This is a genomic window from Streptomyces sp. GQ60 (genome assembly GCF_059758875.1).
Genome location: NZ_JCAXEG010000007.1, coordinates 115438 through 129295, shown reverse-complemented (window position 1 = coordinate 129295; position 13858 = coordinate 115438). Strand labels below are relative to the sequence as shown.

Annotated in this window: 13 protein-coding genes; 3 read left to right on the top strand and 10 right to left on the bottom strand. The window is 71.6% G+C overall.

Going from position 1 to position 13858, the window contains the following annotated elements:
- Positions 1 to 7 precede the first annotated feature (7 nt).
- The 5 genes from AC6CKD_RS19385 to AC6CKD_RS19365 form a co-directional block, all read right to left on the bottom strand.
- On the bottom strand, positions 8 to 2131 hold the full coding sequence (locus tag AC6CKD_RS19385) for a copper resistance CopC/CopD family protein (protein WP_498328702.1): 2124 nt from the start codon (positions 2129 to 2131) through the stop codon (positions 8 to 10).
- 22 nt (positions 2132 to 2153) lie between these two features.
- Entirely contained in the window at positions 2154 to 2645 is a 492-nt protein-coding gene (locus tag AC6CKD_RS19380; protein WP_498328701.1) for a copper chaperone PCu(A)C, read from the bottom strand.
- Positions 2642 to 3295 carry an SCO family protein gene (locus AC6CKD_RS19375; protein ID WP_498328700.1) on the bottom strand — a complete coding sequence of 218 codons (654 nt, stop codon included), beginning with the start codon at positions 3293 to 3295 and terminating at the stop codon, positions 2642 to 2644. Before AC6CKD_RS19375 ends, AC6CKD_RS19380 begins: the two co-directional genes overlap by 4 nt.
- Positions 3296 to 3420: 125 nt before the next feature.
- Positions 3421 to 4146 carry a YcnI family copper-binding membrane protein gene (locus AC6CKD_RS19370; RefSeq protein ID WP_498328699.1) on the bottom strand — a complete coding sequence of 242 codons (726 nt, stop codon included), beginning with the start codon at positions 4144 to 4146 and terminating at the stop codon, positions 3421 to 3423.
- Between the two features lie 109 nt (positions 4147 to 4255).
- Complete coding sequence (locus AC6CKD_RS19365) at positions 4256 to 5071, bottom strand: hypothetical protein (protein ID WP_498328698.1); 816 nt, start codon at positions 5069 to 5071, stop codon at positions 4256 to 4258.
- Positions 5072 to 5273: 202 nt separating this feature from the next.
- Here AC6CKD_RS19365 and AC6CKD_RS19360 point away from each other — a divergent pair, with 202 nt between their 5' ends.
- Entirely contained in the window at positions 5274 to 5762 is a 489-nt protein-coding gene (locus AC6CKD_RS19360; RefSeq protein ID WP_498328697.1) for an ATP-binding protein, read from the top strand.
- 60 nt (positions 5763 to 5822) lie between these two features.
- Here AC6CKD_RS19360 and AC6CKD_RS19355 read toward each other — a convergent pair whose 3' ends face one another.
- Both AC6CKD_RS19355 and AC6CKD_RS19350 read right to left on the bottom strand, forming a co-directional pair.
- Entirely contained in the window at positions 5823 to 7289 is a 1467-nt protein-coding gene (locus tag AC6CKD_RS19355; protein WP_498328696.1) for an aminopeptidase P family protein, read from the bottom strand.
- 142 nt (positions 7290 to 7431) lie between these two features.
- The gene (locus tag AC6CKD_RS19350; RefSeq protein ID WP_498328695.1) at positions 7432 to 9048 is read right to left on the bottom strand and encodes a PP2C family protein-serine/threonine phosphatase; all 1617 of its coding nucleotides are present in this window, start codon (positions 9046 to 9048) and stop codon (positions 7432 to 7434) included.
- A 407-nt stretch (positions 9049 to 9455) separates the two neighbouring features.
- On the opposite strand from AC6CKD_RS19350, the gene AC6CKD_RS19345 reads away from it, so the two are divergent.
- Together AC6CKD_RS19345 and AC6CKD_RS19340 are read left to right on the top strand one after the other, a co-directional pair.
- On the top strand, positions 9456 to 10154 hold the full coding sequence (locus tag AC6CKD_RS19345; protein ID WP_498328694.1) for a bifunctional DNA primase/polymerase: 699 nt from the start codon (positions 9456 to 9458) through the stop codon (positions 10152 to 10154).
- A 108-nt stretch (positions 10155 to 10262) separates the two neighbouring features.
- Positions 10263 to 10913, top strand: a complete 651-nt coding sequence (locus AC6CKD_RS19340) for a hypothetical protein (protein ID WP_498328693.1) — start codon at positions 10263 to 10265, stop codon at positions 10911 to 10913.
- 241 nt (positions 10914 to 11154) lie between these two features.
- On the opposite strand, the gene AC6CKD_RS19335 is transcribed toward AC6CKD_RS19340, so the two are convergent.
- The 3 genes from AC6CKD_RS19335 to AC6CKD_RS19325 all read right to left on the bottom strand — a co-directional run bounded on the left by AC6CKD_RS19335 (position 11155) and on the right by AC6CKD_RS19325 (position 13772).
- Positions 11155 to 12129, bottom strand: coding sequence for a DUF5926 family protein (locus AC6CKD_RS19335; RefSeq protein WP_498328692.1), 975 nt, complete (start codon positions 12127 to 12129; stop codon positions 11155 to 11157).
- 155 nt (positions 12130 to 12284) lie between these two features.
- Positions 12285 to 12791 carry an ATP-binding protein gene (locus AC6CKD_RS19330; RefSeq protein ID WP_498328936.1) on the bottom strand — a complete coding sequence of 169 codons (507 nt, stop codon included), beginning with the start codon at positions 12789 to 12791 and terminating at the stop codon, positions 12285 to 12287.
- Positions 12792 to 12971: 180 nt separating this feature from the next.
- Positions 12972 to 13772, bottom strand: coding sequence for a glycerophosphodiester phosphodiesterase (locus AC6CKD_RS19325; protein ID WP_498328691.1), 801 nt, complete (start codon positions 13770 to 13772; stop codon positions 12972 to 12974).
- Positions 13773 to 13858: the final 86 nt, after the last annotated feature.

The following is a 13858-nucleotide window of genomic DNA, read 5'->3' as shown; positions in this document are numbered from 1 at the left end:
ACGCTGGTCAGCCGATCTTCACGTTCTTCTGGACGGTCGTCTGGTCGATGTCGGAGGTGCGGATGGTCAGGTCGATCCGCCAGTCGCCCGGCAGCGGCAGCTGCACGCCCGATGCGGTCCAGTGCCCGGGAGCGGGGCGCTCGGGGAGGACCGGGAGCGGGCCGATCTCCTTGGCCTCCAAGGTGAACGACACCTTGAGTTCGGGCAGGTCGAACGGCTTGCCGTCGGGGGTCTCCGCCCACACGTGGAGCGTGTTCGCGCCGACGCGGCCCGGGTTGAGCTCGAGTCGGACCGAGCCCTTGCCGTTCTGACCGCCGGTGTCGAAGGGCAGCGTCACCTTGACCGCGCGGTCCGGAACGGCGGTGGCGGTGGAGCCGCGGCCGGTCTCCAGCTCCGCGGCGCGGCCGGGCTCGGTACTGGTGAGGATGGTGGTGACGGCCAGCAGGACCACGGCGACCCCCGCCTCGGCGAGGACGGACCGGCGCAGACCGGTGCGGTCGGGGTCGGCGTCGCGCACCTGCTTCTCCCGCGCGGTGCGCCGGGCGGCACTCTGGCGGGCGAGCTGCGCCGCGCGCTCGGGGTCGGAGGCGGCGCTGGTGTCGGGGACGGCGGTGTCGGGGACGGCGGCGTCGGCCGGGGCGACGGTCACGGGCGATGTTTCACGTGAAACACCGGAGACGCGCTCCCCTTCCCCTTCGGCCTTGCCGTCGGCCTCGCTCTGGCCCCCGACCTCGCTCCGGCCGCCGGCCAGTCGCGAAGTCCACTTCCGGGAGGTGTAGGCGATGGCGACGATGATGGAGACGAGGCTGATCTTGACGCACAGCAGCCGACCGTAATCGGTCCCGGTCAGCGCGGACCAACTACCCACCTGGCGCCATGCCTGGTAGAGGCCGGTGCAGGCCAGGACGAGCACGCTGGTGAAGGCGACCGTGGAGAAGCGCTGGATGGCCGTGCGCTCGATCCCGGGGACCTTGTGGAGCGCGACGAGCAGTGCGGTGAGCCCGCCGAGCCACGTGGCCACGGCCAGCAGGTGCAGGATGTCGACGGGCATGGCGAGGGCGGGCTGGATACCGGTGGAGGCGTGCTCGGACAGCGCCCAGGTGGCGGCGATCCCGCCGGCGACGACGGTCCCGCCGATGCCGAGCCCGAAGACGAGGTCGCTCTCCTGCTTGGCGCGCTCCTCGGAGGTCTCGGACGCGTCCGAGCCGTCCGGGGCGTCCGAGCCGTCCGGGGCGTCCGAGCCGTCCGGGGCGTTCGAGCCGTCCGGGGCGTTCGAGCCGTCCGGGGCGTTCGAGCCGTCCGACGCGTGGCGCCGGGCGTAGGAGCCGAACAGGACGGTGATGAACAGTGCGGCCGCGCCGAGGAGGAGCAGCCGCGAGACGAGCGAGGCCCCGGACTTGGTCTCCAGGACGGTCTTCAGACCGGCCAGGTCGAAGGCTTCGGCGAAGTTCCCCGAACCGGTGTACGGGTTGCGGAGGAGCAGCATCACGAGGGTGGCCACGGTGAGCGCGACCCAGGCCCGTACGACCAGCTTCTGCATCGGCCGCTGCGCGGCGCCCCGGCGCCAGCACAGCAGGATGAAGGCGGCGGCGCCGACGAGCACCGCGAACCCGGCGTAGGCCACGTAGCGCGCGATGCCGTAGGCGACGGCGACGGGCCCGTCGCCTGCCGTCCGCGAGGGCAGTGAGACGGTGGTCTCGGAGGGGGCTCCGATGGAGAAGGTGAAGGCGCCGGCGATGGGGTGGCTGTCCGCGGATATGGCCTGCCAGGCGACCGTGTAGGTGCCGTCGGGCAGCCCCGGACGCAGGGCGGTGCCGTAGCGGATGATGCTCCCGCTGCAGAGGTCGCGCAGTTCCCCGGTGTCGACGCGCTTGCCCTGGGGATCCAGGACCCTGATGGAGTCGCCGTTCATGGCGACCCCCTCCGAGAAGGAGAGGTTGATCTGGGCGGGCGCCGTGGCGACCACCGCCCCGTCCGCGGGGTCGCTCGCGGTCAGCGCGGCGTGTGCCGAGGCCGGCGCGGCAGCGGCGAAGAAGGCTGCCAGCAGAGCGGCGAGGACCAGCGTGAGCCGCGGCAGGAGAGCCGTGGCGCGGACGCGGGCCGCAGATGGGGTCGGGGCGGTGGCCGTCATGGCGTGTCAGTTCCTCGGTCCGTCAGTGGGCGGTGCCGTTGGTGGACGTCGGAGCCTTGTACGTCCGCTCCTTGACGTCCAGATCGACCTTGACCGGGCCGGACTTTTCGAAGCGCAGTTCGATGGTGACCTTGTCGCCGACCTTGGGGGTGTTCTTGAGCCCCATGAACATGACGTGGTTGCCGCCGCGCTCCAGCTTCAGCTCGCCGTTCGCGGGCACGTCCATGGACTGCACCTGCTGCATCTTCTGATCCTTGGTCTCGTGGATCTGCAGGTCGTCGGAGAGCGTGCTCGTGGCGCTGGTCAGCTTGTCGGCCGTCTTGGAGCCGTTCTTGATGACCATGAACGCGCCGGCCATCTTGTCGTTCACGGGTTCCGGCATGTAGCCGCCGCTGACCGTCAGCTTCGGCGCGTCACCGGTAGCGGACCCGGAGTCCGAGGAGCAGCCGGATATGGCGAGCGCGGCCGTCAGGGAGAGGGCGGCGGCGAGGGTGCGGGTGGTGCGGGCGTTCACGGGTTCTCTCCCTTGACGATCTTCGGCAGGTCCTTGGTGTAGTCATCGACGCTGGTGTTCTCGCCGTAGAGGAGGTATCCCTCGTCGGTCTTGGGCGAGAAGACGATGACCTGGGCGCCATGCATGGAGACGACGTTGCCGGCGGCGTCCTTGGTGGCGGCCTCGATACCGATGCCGAGCGTGCGTGCGGCGGCCTGGATGGTGGCGAAGTCACCGGTCAGCCCGGTGAATGCCGGGTCCAGGCTCTTCAGCCACGGGCCGAGGGACTCGGGAGTGTCCCGTTCCGGGTCGGTGGTGATGAAGACGACCTGGAGCTTGTCCTGGTCGGCCTTGGGAAGTGCCTTTTTGGCGACGGCGATGTTGCTCATCGTCAGGGGGCACACGTCGGGGCAGTGGGTGTAGCCGAAGTAGATGAGCGTCGGCTTGCCCTTGGTCTGCTCGCGCAGGTTCCACGGCTTGCCGGTGGTGTCCGTGAGGACGACGTCCGGCTTGTCGAAGGGGCGGTCGAGCACCGTGGCCGAGCCGGCTTTCGCCTGGCTCTCGCTGATCTGGGTGACCTGGCCGTTCTTGGCCGGTTCACCACCGCAGGCGGTGAGGGTGAGGGCGGCCGCGGCCATGAGGGCGGCGAGCGTCACACGTGTGGTGTGCATGGGGAAAGTCCCTGAGATTCGGGGGTGCTACGGGTGGATCCGCGAGCCCGGCCGGCCCGGTCGACCGGGCCGGCTGCGCGGGATCAACAGGTCAACGGGTCAGGAGGATCAGGAGGTCAGGCGGTTCAGGAGGTGCGGCGGCGCGAGGCGACGCCGAAGGCCACACCGCCGAGTCCGATGACGATGCCGGCGATGCCGAGGGCACGGGCGGTGGTGTCGGAGCCGCTCTTGGCGGCCGCCTCGTCGTGGCCGTCCTTGTGGTCGGCGTCGGAGTTCTTCGCCTCGTCCGCCGGCTTCTTGGCAGCGTCGTGGTGGTCGGCGCCGGCGGCGGTCAGCTTCAGAACGGGCGCCGGGGCCTGCGGTTCGGCGGCGCCCTCCTTGGGCTCCTCGATCCAGCGGACGACCTCGCCGTTGTCGTAGGTCTGGATCGACTTGAAGACCATCTGGTCGGCGTTGTCGGGCAGCTTGCCGACGGAGACCGGGAACTGCTGGAACTTGCCGGCCTCGATCCGGCCGCCGGACCAGGTCACCTTGGTGACGACCTCGTTGACCTGCTTGCCGTGCACGGTGAGCGGCTTGTCGAGCTTGGTCTTCTCGACGCTGGACGTCCAGCCGGGGATGTCCTGCGGCATGACGGACGTGAGCGGCTGGCCGACCGGGAAGTTGACCTCGAGCTGCGTGGTCGCGGCGTTGTCGCGCTCGTTGGGGACCTTGAAGTTGAGCGTCGCGTAGCCGCCCTTGGCGGCCTCCCCGACGGGCTGCACGCCGACGTGGGCGGAGGCGGTACCGGAGAGGAGGAGGACGGAACCGGCGGCGAGGGCGGCGGCGAAGGAGACGCGAGAGGTCTTCATGGCAGAAACACTCCACGGAAGCTGGGGTGACGGTGGCTCCGCGCACGGCGCGCGCGGAGTTCGCGGCACCGGTGCTCCGGTCGTGAGTCCCGGGAGGAGGGGTGCCGCTTCAGGCTGCGAGGGCGCATGCCGGGGGCGGCCCGCGCCTGATCACCGTGTGCTGGAGGGCGTTCCGGCCCGTGGAGAGCGCGGGTCCGGTTGCCGTGGCCGCTGCCCGCGGGGTACGGGCGGGCCGTCCCGGAAGGCCCGCGCCGAGGGCTCGTACGTAGGCCAGTGCGGCACGCAGCGGGCGTACCGGTCCGGCTTCGGCCGAGAGGCGGGACAGTTCGAGGAGGCGGAACAGCGCGGCGTCGCCGCGCCCGAGCAGCCAGCCCGCGGCGAGCGCGGCCAGCAGGTGCCCGATCAGCATGGCCGGGCTGAGCAGCCCGACCAGTCCGGTGGCCGGTTCTACGAGGCCCTGCCCCAGGTGGGTGTGGGCCACGTGCCCCTGCGCCTCGGCCTGTGCGGCCAGGGCGTCCGGGTCCAGCCCGGCGCTCTCCAGGATCCGCCGGGCATCCGACGGGTGGATCGGGACGGAGTTGCCCCCGCACACCAGTTGGGCGGCCAGCGCCGCGAGCGAGGACTCCGTAGAGGTGCCGCCGGCCGCGGAGGCGTTGTGCTGGCCGAGGCCGAACACCGTGTGCAGCGCGAGCTGTCCGCCCCCCAGCGCGGCGGCGAGGCCGGGCAGCGAGCGGCGGCGTCCCGCGAGCGGGGCCGCCACCGCGAAGACGGCGAGGAAGCCGGCGCAGAGGGACCACCAGGGCACCGTCGCGCAGGAGACCAGTGCGTGCCCGGCCGCGGACAGCAGGACACAGACCGCGGTGAAAACCGCGGCCCGGATCAGCCTGAGGCCGGGTCCGGCCTGCGTCGCGTGGGGGGCAGTCATGGCCGGGCCATCATCGCACTGGCCGCAGGGCCCTCATGCGGCAGGTGCGACAGATCGTTCACGTTCCCGCGCACTTCGCCAAGTCGGCCCCCGGCGTCCACCGCCGCATACACCGCCGCCCGGGAGCGCCGCATCGGCTGAACGAGGGCTCTGCCGGTCCCCGGGGGCTTAGCCCCGGCCCCGGGCGGCAATAGGTAACCGTATGAGCATCTGGTGGTCTCTCCACTTGAGGCGCGAAGCAGCGAGTGTGCCCCTCGCGAGGCGACTGCTGTTGGGGACGATGGAGACCGCGGGGGTGGACCCGGACATCTCCTTCGACCTGTCGGTGGCGCTGAGCGAGGCGTGCGCGAACGCGGTGGAGCACGGCGGCCGCGAAGCCGTCCCGCGCTCCGGGTACCTGGACGACGCGTCCTCGGGCGGCGGATCCCCGGACGGGACCGGGGCGTACCACGTCACGGCCTATCTGGACGGGGACCGCTGCCGCATCGAGGTGAGCGACTCGGGCCCGGGGTTTCCACCCGCGACGGTGGCCCGCCGCAGACCGTCCATGGCGGAGCACGGCCGGGGCCTGCACCTGATCGAGGAACTCGCCGACCACGTCCGCTTCCGCAACCGGCCGGGCCGGGGCGCCGTGGTCAGCTTCGACAAGATGCTGAAGTGGCGGGACGACTCACTGCTGAAGGTGTCGTAGACGCGCCGATGGGCGGAACCCGTGGAGGGTCCCGCCCATCGGCGCGTACGAGCGGTGGCGTCAGCCCTTGAGCCGTGCCATCCAGGCCTCGACGTCGTCCGAGGTGCGGGGCAGCCCGTCCGACAGGTTCCGGTTGCCGTCCTCGGTGACGAGGATGTCGTCCTCGATCCGGACGCCGATGCCGCGGTACTCCTCCGGCACCGTCAGGTCGTCGGCCTGGAAGTACAGGCCGGGCTCGACGGTGAGGCACATTCCCGGCTCCAGCGTGCCGTCGACGTACGCCTCGGTGCGCGCGGCGGCGCAGTCGTGGACGTCCATGCCCAGCATGTGACCGGTGCCGTGCAGGGTCCAGCGGCGCTGCAGACCGAGCTCCAGGACACGCTCGACCGGTCCCTCCAGCAGGCCCCACTCGACGAGCTTCTCGGCGAGCACGTGCTGCGAGGCGTCGTGGAAGTCGCGGAACTTCGCGCCCGGCTTGACGGCGGCGATACCGGCTTCCTGGGACTCGTACACCGCGTCGTAGATCTTGCGCTGGATGTCGGTGTACGTGCCGCTGATCGGCAGCGTCCGCGTGACGTCGGCGGTGTAGAGGGAGTGGGTCTCCACACCGGCGTCGAGCAGCAGCAGGTCGCCGGAGCGGACGTCGCCGTCGTTGCGGACCCAGTGCAGGGTGCAGGCGTGCGGGCCGGCGGCGCAGATGGAGCCGTAGCCGACGTCGTTGCCCTCGACACGGGCGCGCAGGAAGAAGGTGCCCTCGATGTAGCGCTCGGAGGTGGCCTCGGCCTTGTCGAGCACCTTCACGACGTCCTCGAAGCCGCGGACGGTGGAGTCGACGGCCTTCTGCAGCTCGCCGATCTCGAACGCGTCCTTCACGGCGCGGGCCTCGGAGAGGTAGACGCGCAGCTCCTCGTCGCGTTCCTTGGTGACCTTGTCGGTCAGGGCCGTCTCGATGACGGCGTCGTGACCGCGCACGGAACGGACCGGGCCCTCGGCCTCGGCCAGCTCCTCGGGAAGCTTGCGCACGTCCTTGGCCGGGATGCCCAGGAGCTGCTCGGCCTCCGTGAGGGAGTGGCGGCGGCCGACCCACAGCTCGCCGCTGCCGGAGAGCCAGAACTCTCCGTTCTCGCGGTCGGAGCGGGGCAGCAGGTAGACGGCGGCGTGGTGGCCGGTCTCCCCCGCGGGTTCCAGGACCAGGACGCCGTTCTCGGTCTGGTCACCGGTGAGGTACGCGTACTCGGTCGAGGCGCGGAAGGGGTACTCGGTGTCGTTCGAGCGCGTCTTCAGCCGGCCGGCGGGGATGACGAGGCGCTCTCCGGGGAAGCGCCGGGACAGCGCGGAGCGGCGCGCGGCGGTGTGCGCGGCCTGGGCGATCGGCTCCAGCCCGCGCAGCTCGGTGTCCGCCCAGCCCGTGCGCATGCTCGCGGCGAGCTCCTCGCTGACACCCGGGTACAGCCCGTTCTTGCGCTGCTTGTGCTTCTTCTTGGGCTGCTCTTCTTCCGGGGTCTCCGGGGTGAGCTCGTCAGCCACGTCTTCTCCTCAGTACGACGGACACGGACCGGGTATGGACCTCATCCATCGTATGTGTGAGCGGACGCTCCCCGACGGGGCGTGTGACAAATCCGCCAAACCAGGTCACACGCCCCGCACCACAGCTCCTCGTCGCCCTTCGTCACTCGAACCGCGCCGCGAGCAGCACGATGTCCTCGGAGGCGTCCGCCGGGGCGGCCGGGCCGTCCCCTTCGCCGTCCGGCAGCACCGTCCGCAGGATGTGGTCGCAGATGGCGGCGGGGTCCTCGCGGGCGCTACGGGGGATCCCCGCGGCGGCGGCGTGCAGCCGCGCGTACGCCCGGTCCATCGGGTCCCCGGTGCGCCGGAGCAGCCCGTCGGTGTACAGCAGCACCGTTTCTCCGGGTGCGGGCTCGATCTCCACGCTCGGAGCCTCCCAGCAGGACAGCATTCCGAGCGGCGCGGAGAGGGTGGTCTCCACGTACTCGGTGCGCCGTTCGCCGATCAGCAGCGGCGGGGTGTGCCCGGCCCCGGCCAGGATGATCTTCCGCCCCCGGCCGCCGGTCGGGCCGCCCGCCTGGCTCCCGGCGGGCTCGCAGTAGGCGAAGAGCGCGGTCGCCGAGCGCGCGGGCTCGGTCAGGCGCAGCAACAGCTCCAGGTCGGAGAGGACGGCGACGGGGTCCTCGCCCTCCATGACGGCGTACGCCCGCAGCGAGGCGCGCAGCCGCCCCATCGCGGCGACGGCGCTCGGGCCCGAGCCGGTGACGGAGCCGACGGCCAGGCCGAGGGCTCCCTCAGGCAGCGGCAGCGCGTCGTACCAGTCGCCTCCGCCGTGCGGTCCGGTGTGGTGCCGGGCGGCGAGCTGGACCCCGGAGATCCGGGGGAGTCGGCTGGGCAGGAGTTCCTCGGCGACGGTGGCCAGGCTGGAGCGGGCGCGCTCCACCTCCAGCATCCGGGCCAGGTGCTCGGCGGCGTGCCGGACGTACAGCCCGACCAGGTCGCGCTGGCGGTCGCTGGGCTCGGCCTGTTCGTCGTAGAGCCAGACGGCCGCGCCGAGCCGGCCGGTGGCTTCGGCGGTCAGCGGCAGCGCGTAGCTGGCCGCGTAGCCGAGGCGGGCGGCGACCTCGCGGTGGCGGGGGTCGACGGGGGTGGCGTACCCGCCGGCACCGCTGCCGGGGGTGGTGCCGGGCTCCGGCAGGACCTCCGAGCCGCCGTGGGCGTCGGGGAGGCCGTCGAGGATGCGGCCGTACGAGGTGGCGCTGCGCGGCACCGTCTCGATGTGGCCGAGGTCGGCGTGGCCGAGCCCGAGGCCGATCGTGGTGGTGGGGCCGAGCCCGTCGGAGGGCTCCAGGACGATCAGGCCGCGACGGGCGCCGACGAGGGCCGCGCCGGCCCGCAGGAACTCCTGGAGGGAGGTGGTGAGGTCACTGGCGCGGGCGAGCCGCTCGGTGAGCTCGTGGAGGGTGGTGAGGTCGGAGACCATGCCCGCGAGGCGGTCCTGAATGACCGAACTCGCGGCAGGGCCCTGCGCCGGGGCGTGGGTCGTTCGCGGGGCCGTCGAGGTGGACACGGCCGTGGGCACCGGTGTGGGCGCCACAGTGTGCGGGGACGCTGTGGCAGCTGGATCGATTCCAGCCACTTTCGGCAGATGCGGGGCGCTCATGGCGTCCGCCTTTCCAGCTGGTGCGATTCGCCATATAGCATCGCAAACCCCCAGATCATGCTGCGCCGCTATCAATGAATCCACATCTACACGCACACGAGGAGCGATGTCCAGCATTGCCCAGGTGGGAATCCTGGTGTCCGTGGGACGGCAACTCAGTGTCCGGTCAGGGCTAGAACTTGGCCGGAAAAAGTGGGAAGCGGATGGTTTTTGCGGTCGACTGGGCGGGTCAGTCGGCCGGTCCGGGTACGTAATCCGTTGCACCCGGGGAGAGTTGGCGCAGTGCGGTGCCCGCCGGGAACCGCCGGGCACGGCCCGTCGTCCCCATCGACGACAGCCGTCCCCCGCGCGGTCCCGGGTCGCGTACCGCCCCCGACGGACGTTTCATGGACCCGTAAGAAAACTGCACGAACCGTGTGAACCTGCTTCAGGCGGACAGTGACGCGAAACGTGTACGTGTGGTGAAACACCGCTTACATGGTGTGATCTGGCCCTCGGCGTTCAACGGAAAGGAACGAGCGCTCATGCGCGAGATCCTCGGAAGGCGTCTCCAGCGGCTCCGCAATCGCTTGCAATCCCTGCGCCCCGCCCCTCCGCAGGGTGATGCGCCGGCTCTCCTCGACGCGGCGCTGACCTGCGCCACCACCTGGAACTGGCCCGTGCTGCCGGGCGTCGGGCGCTCCGCCGCCGACAGTGCCCGGTGCGCCTGCCCCGACCCCGACTGCGTCGTCCCCGGCGCGCACCCCTTCGATCCCGGGCTGCTCGCGGCCACCACCGACCCCCGGATGGTGTCCTGGTGGTGGGCCAACCGGGCGGGCGCCCCGATCCTGCTGGCCACCGGCGGGAGCGCGCCCTGTGCGGTGAGCCTGCCCGCCGCGGCGGCCGCGCGTGCCGTCGTACGCCTGGACACCGAGGGGATGCGGCTCGGGCCGATCGTGGCCACGCCCACGCGGTGGTCGCTGCTCGTGGCGCCGTACTCGCTGGAGCGGCTCGGCGAGATCCTCTACGCCAAGGACTACGTGCCCGCCTCGCTGCGTTTCCACGGCGACGGCGGCTACTTGCTGCTGCCGCCCTCCAGCGCGGTCGGTGGCGGCCAGGTGCGGTGGGAGCGCGAGCCGGCGGTGGCCGGGAACGTCTGGCTGCCGGAGGTGGAGTCGGTCGTGGACGCGCTGGTGGAGGCGAGCAGCGGTGCGTCGGGCGGCGGGAGCCGACTCGCGTACTGACGTCCGTGTACGGACGGATCACTCGTACGGGTGTCAGCAAGACGAGTTTCCAGGGGAATTGGGCGCGGGGATCTCCGTGCCCCATTCCCGCATCGCTATCTTCGGCGAATGAATCTCCGCCTGATCGGTATCGGCGCCGGTGTGTTGATCATCTTGTCGCTCCCGCTGGCGGGGGCGATCGCCGGGCCGGATTTCGCCGGTCAGAGCGACGGAAAGGGCGGCGGGCTGCTCTCCACCTTCGGCCTCGGCCATCCGCCCAAGGGCGGCTCGGGGTCATCGGACTCCGCGGCCGCGGAGAAGTCCGGGGGCTCGGCCGATTCGGGCGGTTCGGGAGCGAGTTCCGCGCCGGGCCGGTCCCGTACGCCGTCCCCCGCCGCGGCGCCGGCTCGGCCGGGCCCGGCCGAGCAGCCGCGCACGGACGCCCGTTGCGGACCCGAACTGTCCTCCCCACAGGGGGTGGAGGCGCAGACGTGCGTCCTGTCGGGCGAGGGGCGGACGTGGGGGCGCAGCTACTACCGGAACACCAGCGGCCGCGCGCTCGACGCGGTGCTCACGGTGATGGGCCCTGCCGGGCGCACGGTGCAGATCCGCTGTGCGGTCGGCGCGGGCGACGAACCGGGGCTGTGTGAAACGCCGAGGGAGGAGTCGGCCGGAGCTCCGGAGGACTACTCGGCCGTAGCGGAATTTGCAGTTCCGGATGATGAAGGAGCCCTGCTCCTGCGGTCCGGGAGCAACTCACCGGTACCGGGCGACGGTTGAGCGTCACCGGAAAATCAAGGGCCCGGTCGCTGGCGACGGGGGATGCACCAGCGACCGGGCTACAAGAACGGTAACAAGAGATCGCCTGTTCGCAAATTCGATCTCTGATATTCGGACACCGATTTGCAGGCGATTAGCGGGAGTTGTGACACCGGTCACCGGTGACCGGTCAGGTGTGACCCTCCCGAGGCCCTTCCAACGGCTCCGTGTGGCCGGCCCGCGGACGGGCCCGGCCGTCCGTTCAGCTGAGCGTGACCTGGCGGTTGGTGAGGCCGCCGCGGGCGCGGCGCTCCTCCGTGGTCAGCGGAGCGTCCGTCGCGAGGGCCGCGGCGAGCCGCTCGGCGAGCTCGGCCGCGGGCTTTTCCACGTCCTCGGCGGAGACCCCGGTCGGCAGGTCCCAGACGGGGACCATCAGGCCGTGGGCGCGGAAGGAGCCGACCAGCTTGGTGCCCTCGCCGAGCGAGGACGTGCCCGCCGCGGAGAGCCGCGCGAGCGCGTCGAGCAGCTTCTCCTCGGGGTGCGGCATGACCCAGCGCAGGTGGTTCTTGTCCGGGGTCTCGCACCAGTAGGCGGCGTCCACGCCGGTCAGCTTGACGGTGGGGATGGCGGCGGCGTTGGCGCGCTCCAGGGAGGCGGCGACCTCCGGGGAGGCGTTCTGGGCGCTCTCCGCTTCCGGAATCCAGAATTCGAACCCGCTGTGGACAACCGGCTCGAAAGCGCCGTCCACGGACAGGAGATCCTGAAGTCGCGGACCCTCGGCCGGAACCCGGCGGGCCGCGACGACGGTGCCGGGCTCGGCCACGAGCGCGCGCTCCAGGGTGTCGGCCATGTCCCGCGCGAGGTCGCCGCTGGTCGAGTCGTTCTGCAGGCCGAGCAGGACGGAGCCGTCCTCGCGGCGCAGTGCCGGCGAGGCCAGCGGGAGTACGGTCACCAGCGTGACGGAGGGGACGCCCTCGGGCAGTCCGCCCTTGAGGGTGAGCGGCACGGTGGCGGCGGGGACGAGCTCGCGCAGCGCGACCCAGTCGCACTCGCCGGGCAGGCCCTCGAACGGCCGGGCCACGTGCTCGGTGACGGCGTGCGCGGCGGCTGCGCCGTGGCAGGCCTTGTAGCGGCGCCCGGATCCGCAGGGGCAGGGCTCGCGAGCGCCCACCACCGGGATCTCCCCGTTGTTGAGCTGCGGCTTTGCGGACTTCGCGGCGGGGCGCTTCTTGGCCATCGTGGGTGTCTCCCGGTTGCGGCGGTACGGCGTCGGTATGGGCGCGAGCCTAGCCGTTCGTACCGCCACAACCGGTGGGGTGCGGCCGGGAGCACGGTCGGCGTGCGCTCCCGGACGGCCGCCATCCGTCCACCCGCGGTCGAGGACCGGTCGGATCAGGTATCCAGATCGTCGAAGGCCGTACTGAAATCGATCGCCGGGGGCGCAACGCGCGTAGCGAAATCCTCGTGCCGGGGCCCACAGGCTACGGTCGCCCAGACGGTGACCTCACCCGCCGCTCCGTCCCGGACACCCCAGTCCTGGGCCAGGGCGCTGATGATGTTCAGCCCCCGCCCGCCCCGTGCGGTGACCGAAGGCTTGGCCGGGATGGGGCGGGTGGGCCCGCCGCCGTCCGTGACCTCGACCGTCAGCCGCCCCGCCTTGTCGACGCGCCACGACGCGTGTATCCCGCCGTCGCCGATCTCCCGCGCGCCCAGCGGTCTGCCGTGCCGGCAGGCGTTGCTGAGCAGTTCGGAAAGGATCAGTACGGCGTCGTCCACGATCGATTCGGACACTCCACTGATGCGCAACTGCTCGCGCATCCGGTGCCTCGCCTCGCCCACGCCCGCAGGACCATGGGACACGTCCATGCACGACGACGTGGGCACTTCTTGTGCCACCATCAACGCCACCCCCGGAACCTCCTTAGCCCCACGCATGGTCTGGATGCCCCAATGGCCTGGACCGGAAACCGCCGGACCGGCACCCTCTGACGCACTCACGGCGACCGAACGCGGAGTGGATGCGCCGGTGCACACCCCGTAACGGGTGTGCCGCGTGGGACGGGCGCGCAAAGCGGGACGTCAGCGCCCGAGCTGTGACAAAACTTGTCGCGGCCTGTTCGTGATGATCGCTTCCACACCTAGATCAGCGCAGAGCTGAACATCTTCCGGATCGTTAACTGTCCATACGTGAACGGAATGCCCCGCGGCCTGAAGTTTGCGAATGAAGCCCGGATGGCTGCGCACGATGCGCATCCCCGGCCCGGCGATCCGCACCCCGGCCGGCAGCCGCCCGTCCCGCATCCGGGGCGAGATGAACTGCATCAGGTAGACGGTCGGGACCGTCGGCGCCGCCGCCCGCATCCGGTGCAGGGAGCGCGCGGAGAAGCTCATCACCCGGATCGGGTGCGGCCCCTCGACGGCCGGGGCGTCCAGCGCGAAGCGCTTGAGGAGGAAGAGCAGACGCTCCTCCACCTGTCCGGCCCATCGGGTCGGGTGCTTCGTCTCGATCGCCAGCTGTACCGGCCGTCCGGCGTCGGCGACCAGTTCCAGCAGCCGCTCCAGGGTGAGCACGGAGGTCCGCTCGGGGTCCGCGTCCCAGTCGGGGGACTCCTCGCGGTCCTTCCACGAGCCGAAATCGAGGGCGGCGAGATCGGCCAGCTCCAGGGCGGAGACGGCGCCGCGGCCGTTGGAGGTGCGGTTCACCCGCCGGTCGTGGACCAGGACCAGGTGGCCGTCGGCCGTGAGCCGGACATCGCATTCGAGGGCGTCGGCCCCGTCCTCGATGGCCTTGCGATAGGCGGCCAGCGTGTGTTCGGGGGCATCCTCCGAGGCGCCGCGGTGGGCGACGACCTGGATGGGGCGCGGCGTTGCGTGGGTCACCGGCTCATGGTGCCACCGAGACGGGGCCGGATGTCGGGGAGGGCCCGGCGGGTGCTTCTGGGGATGCGTCCGAAATGTCGGAGATA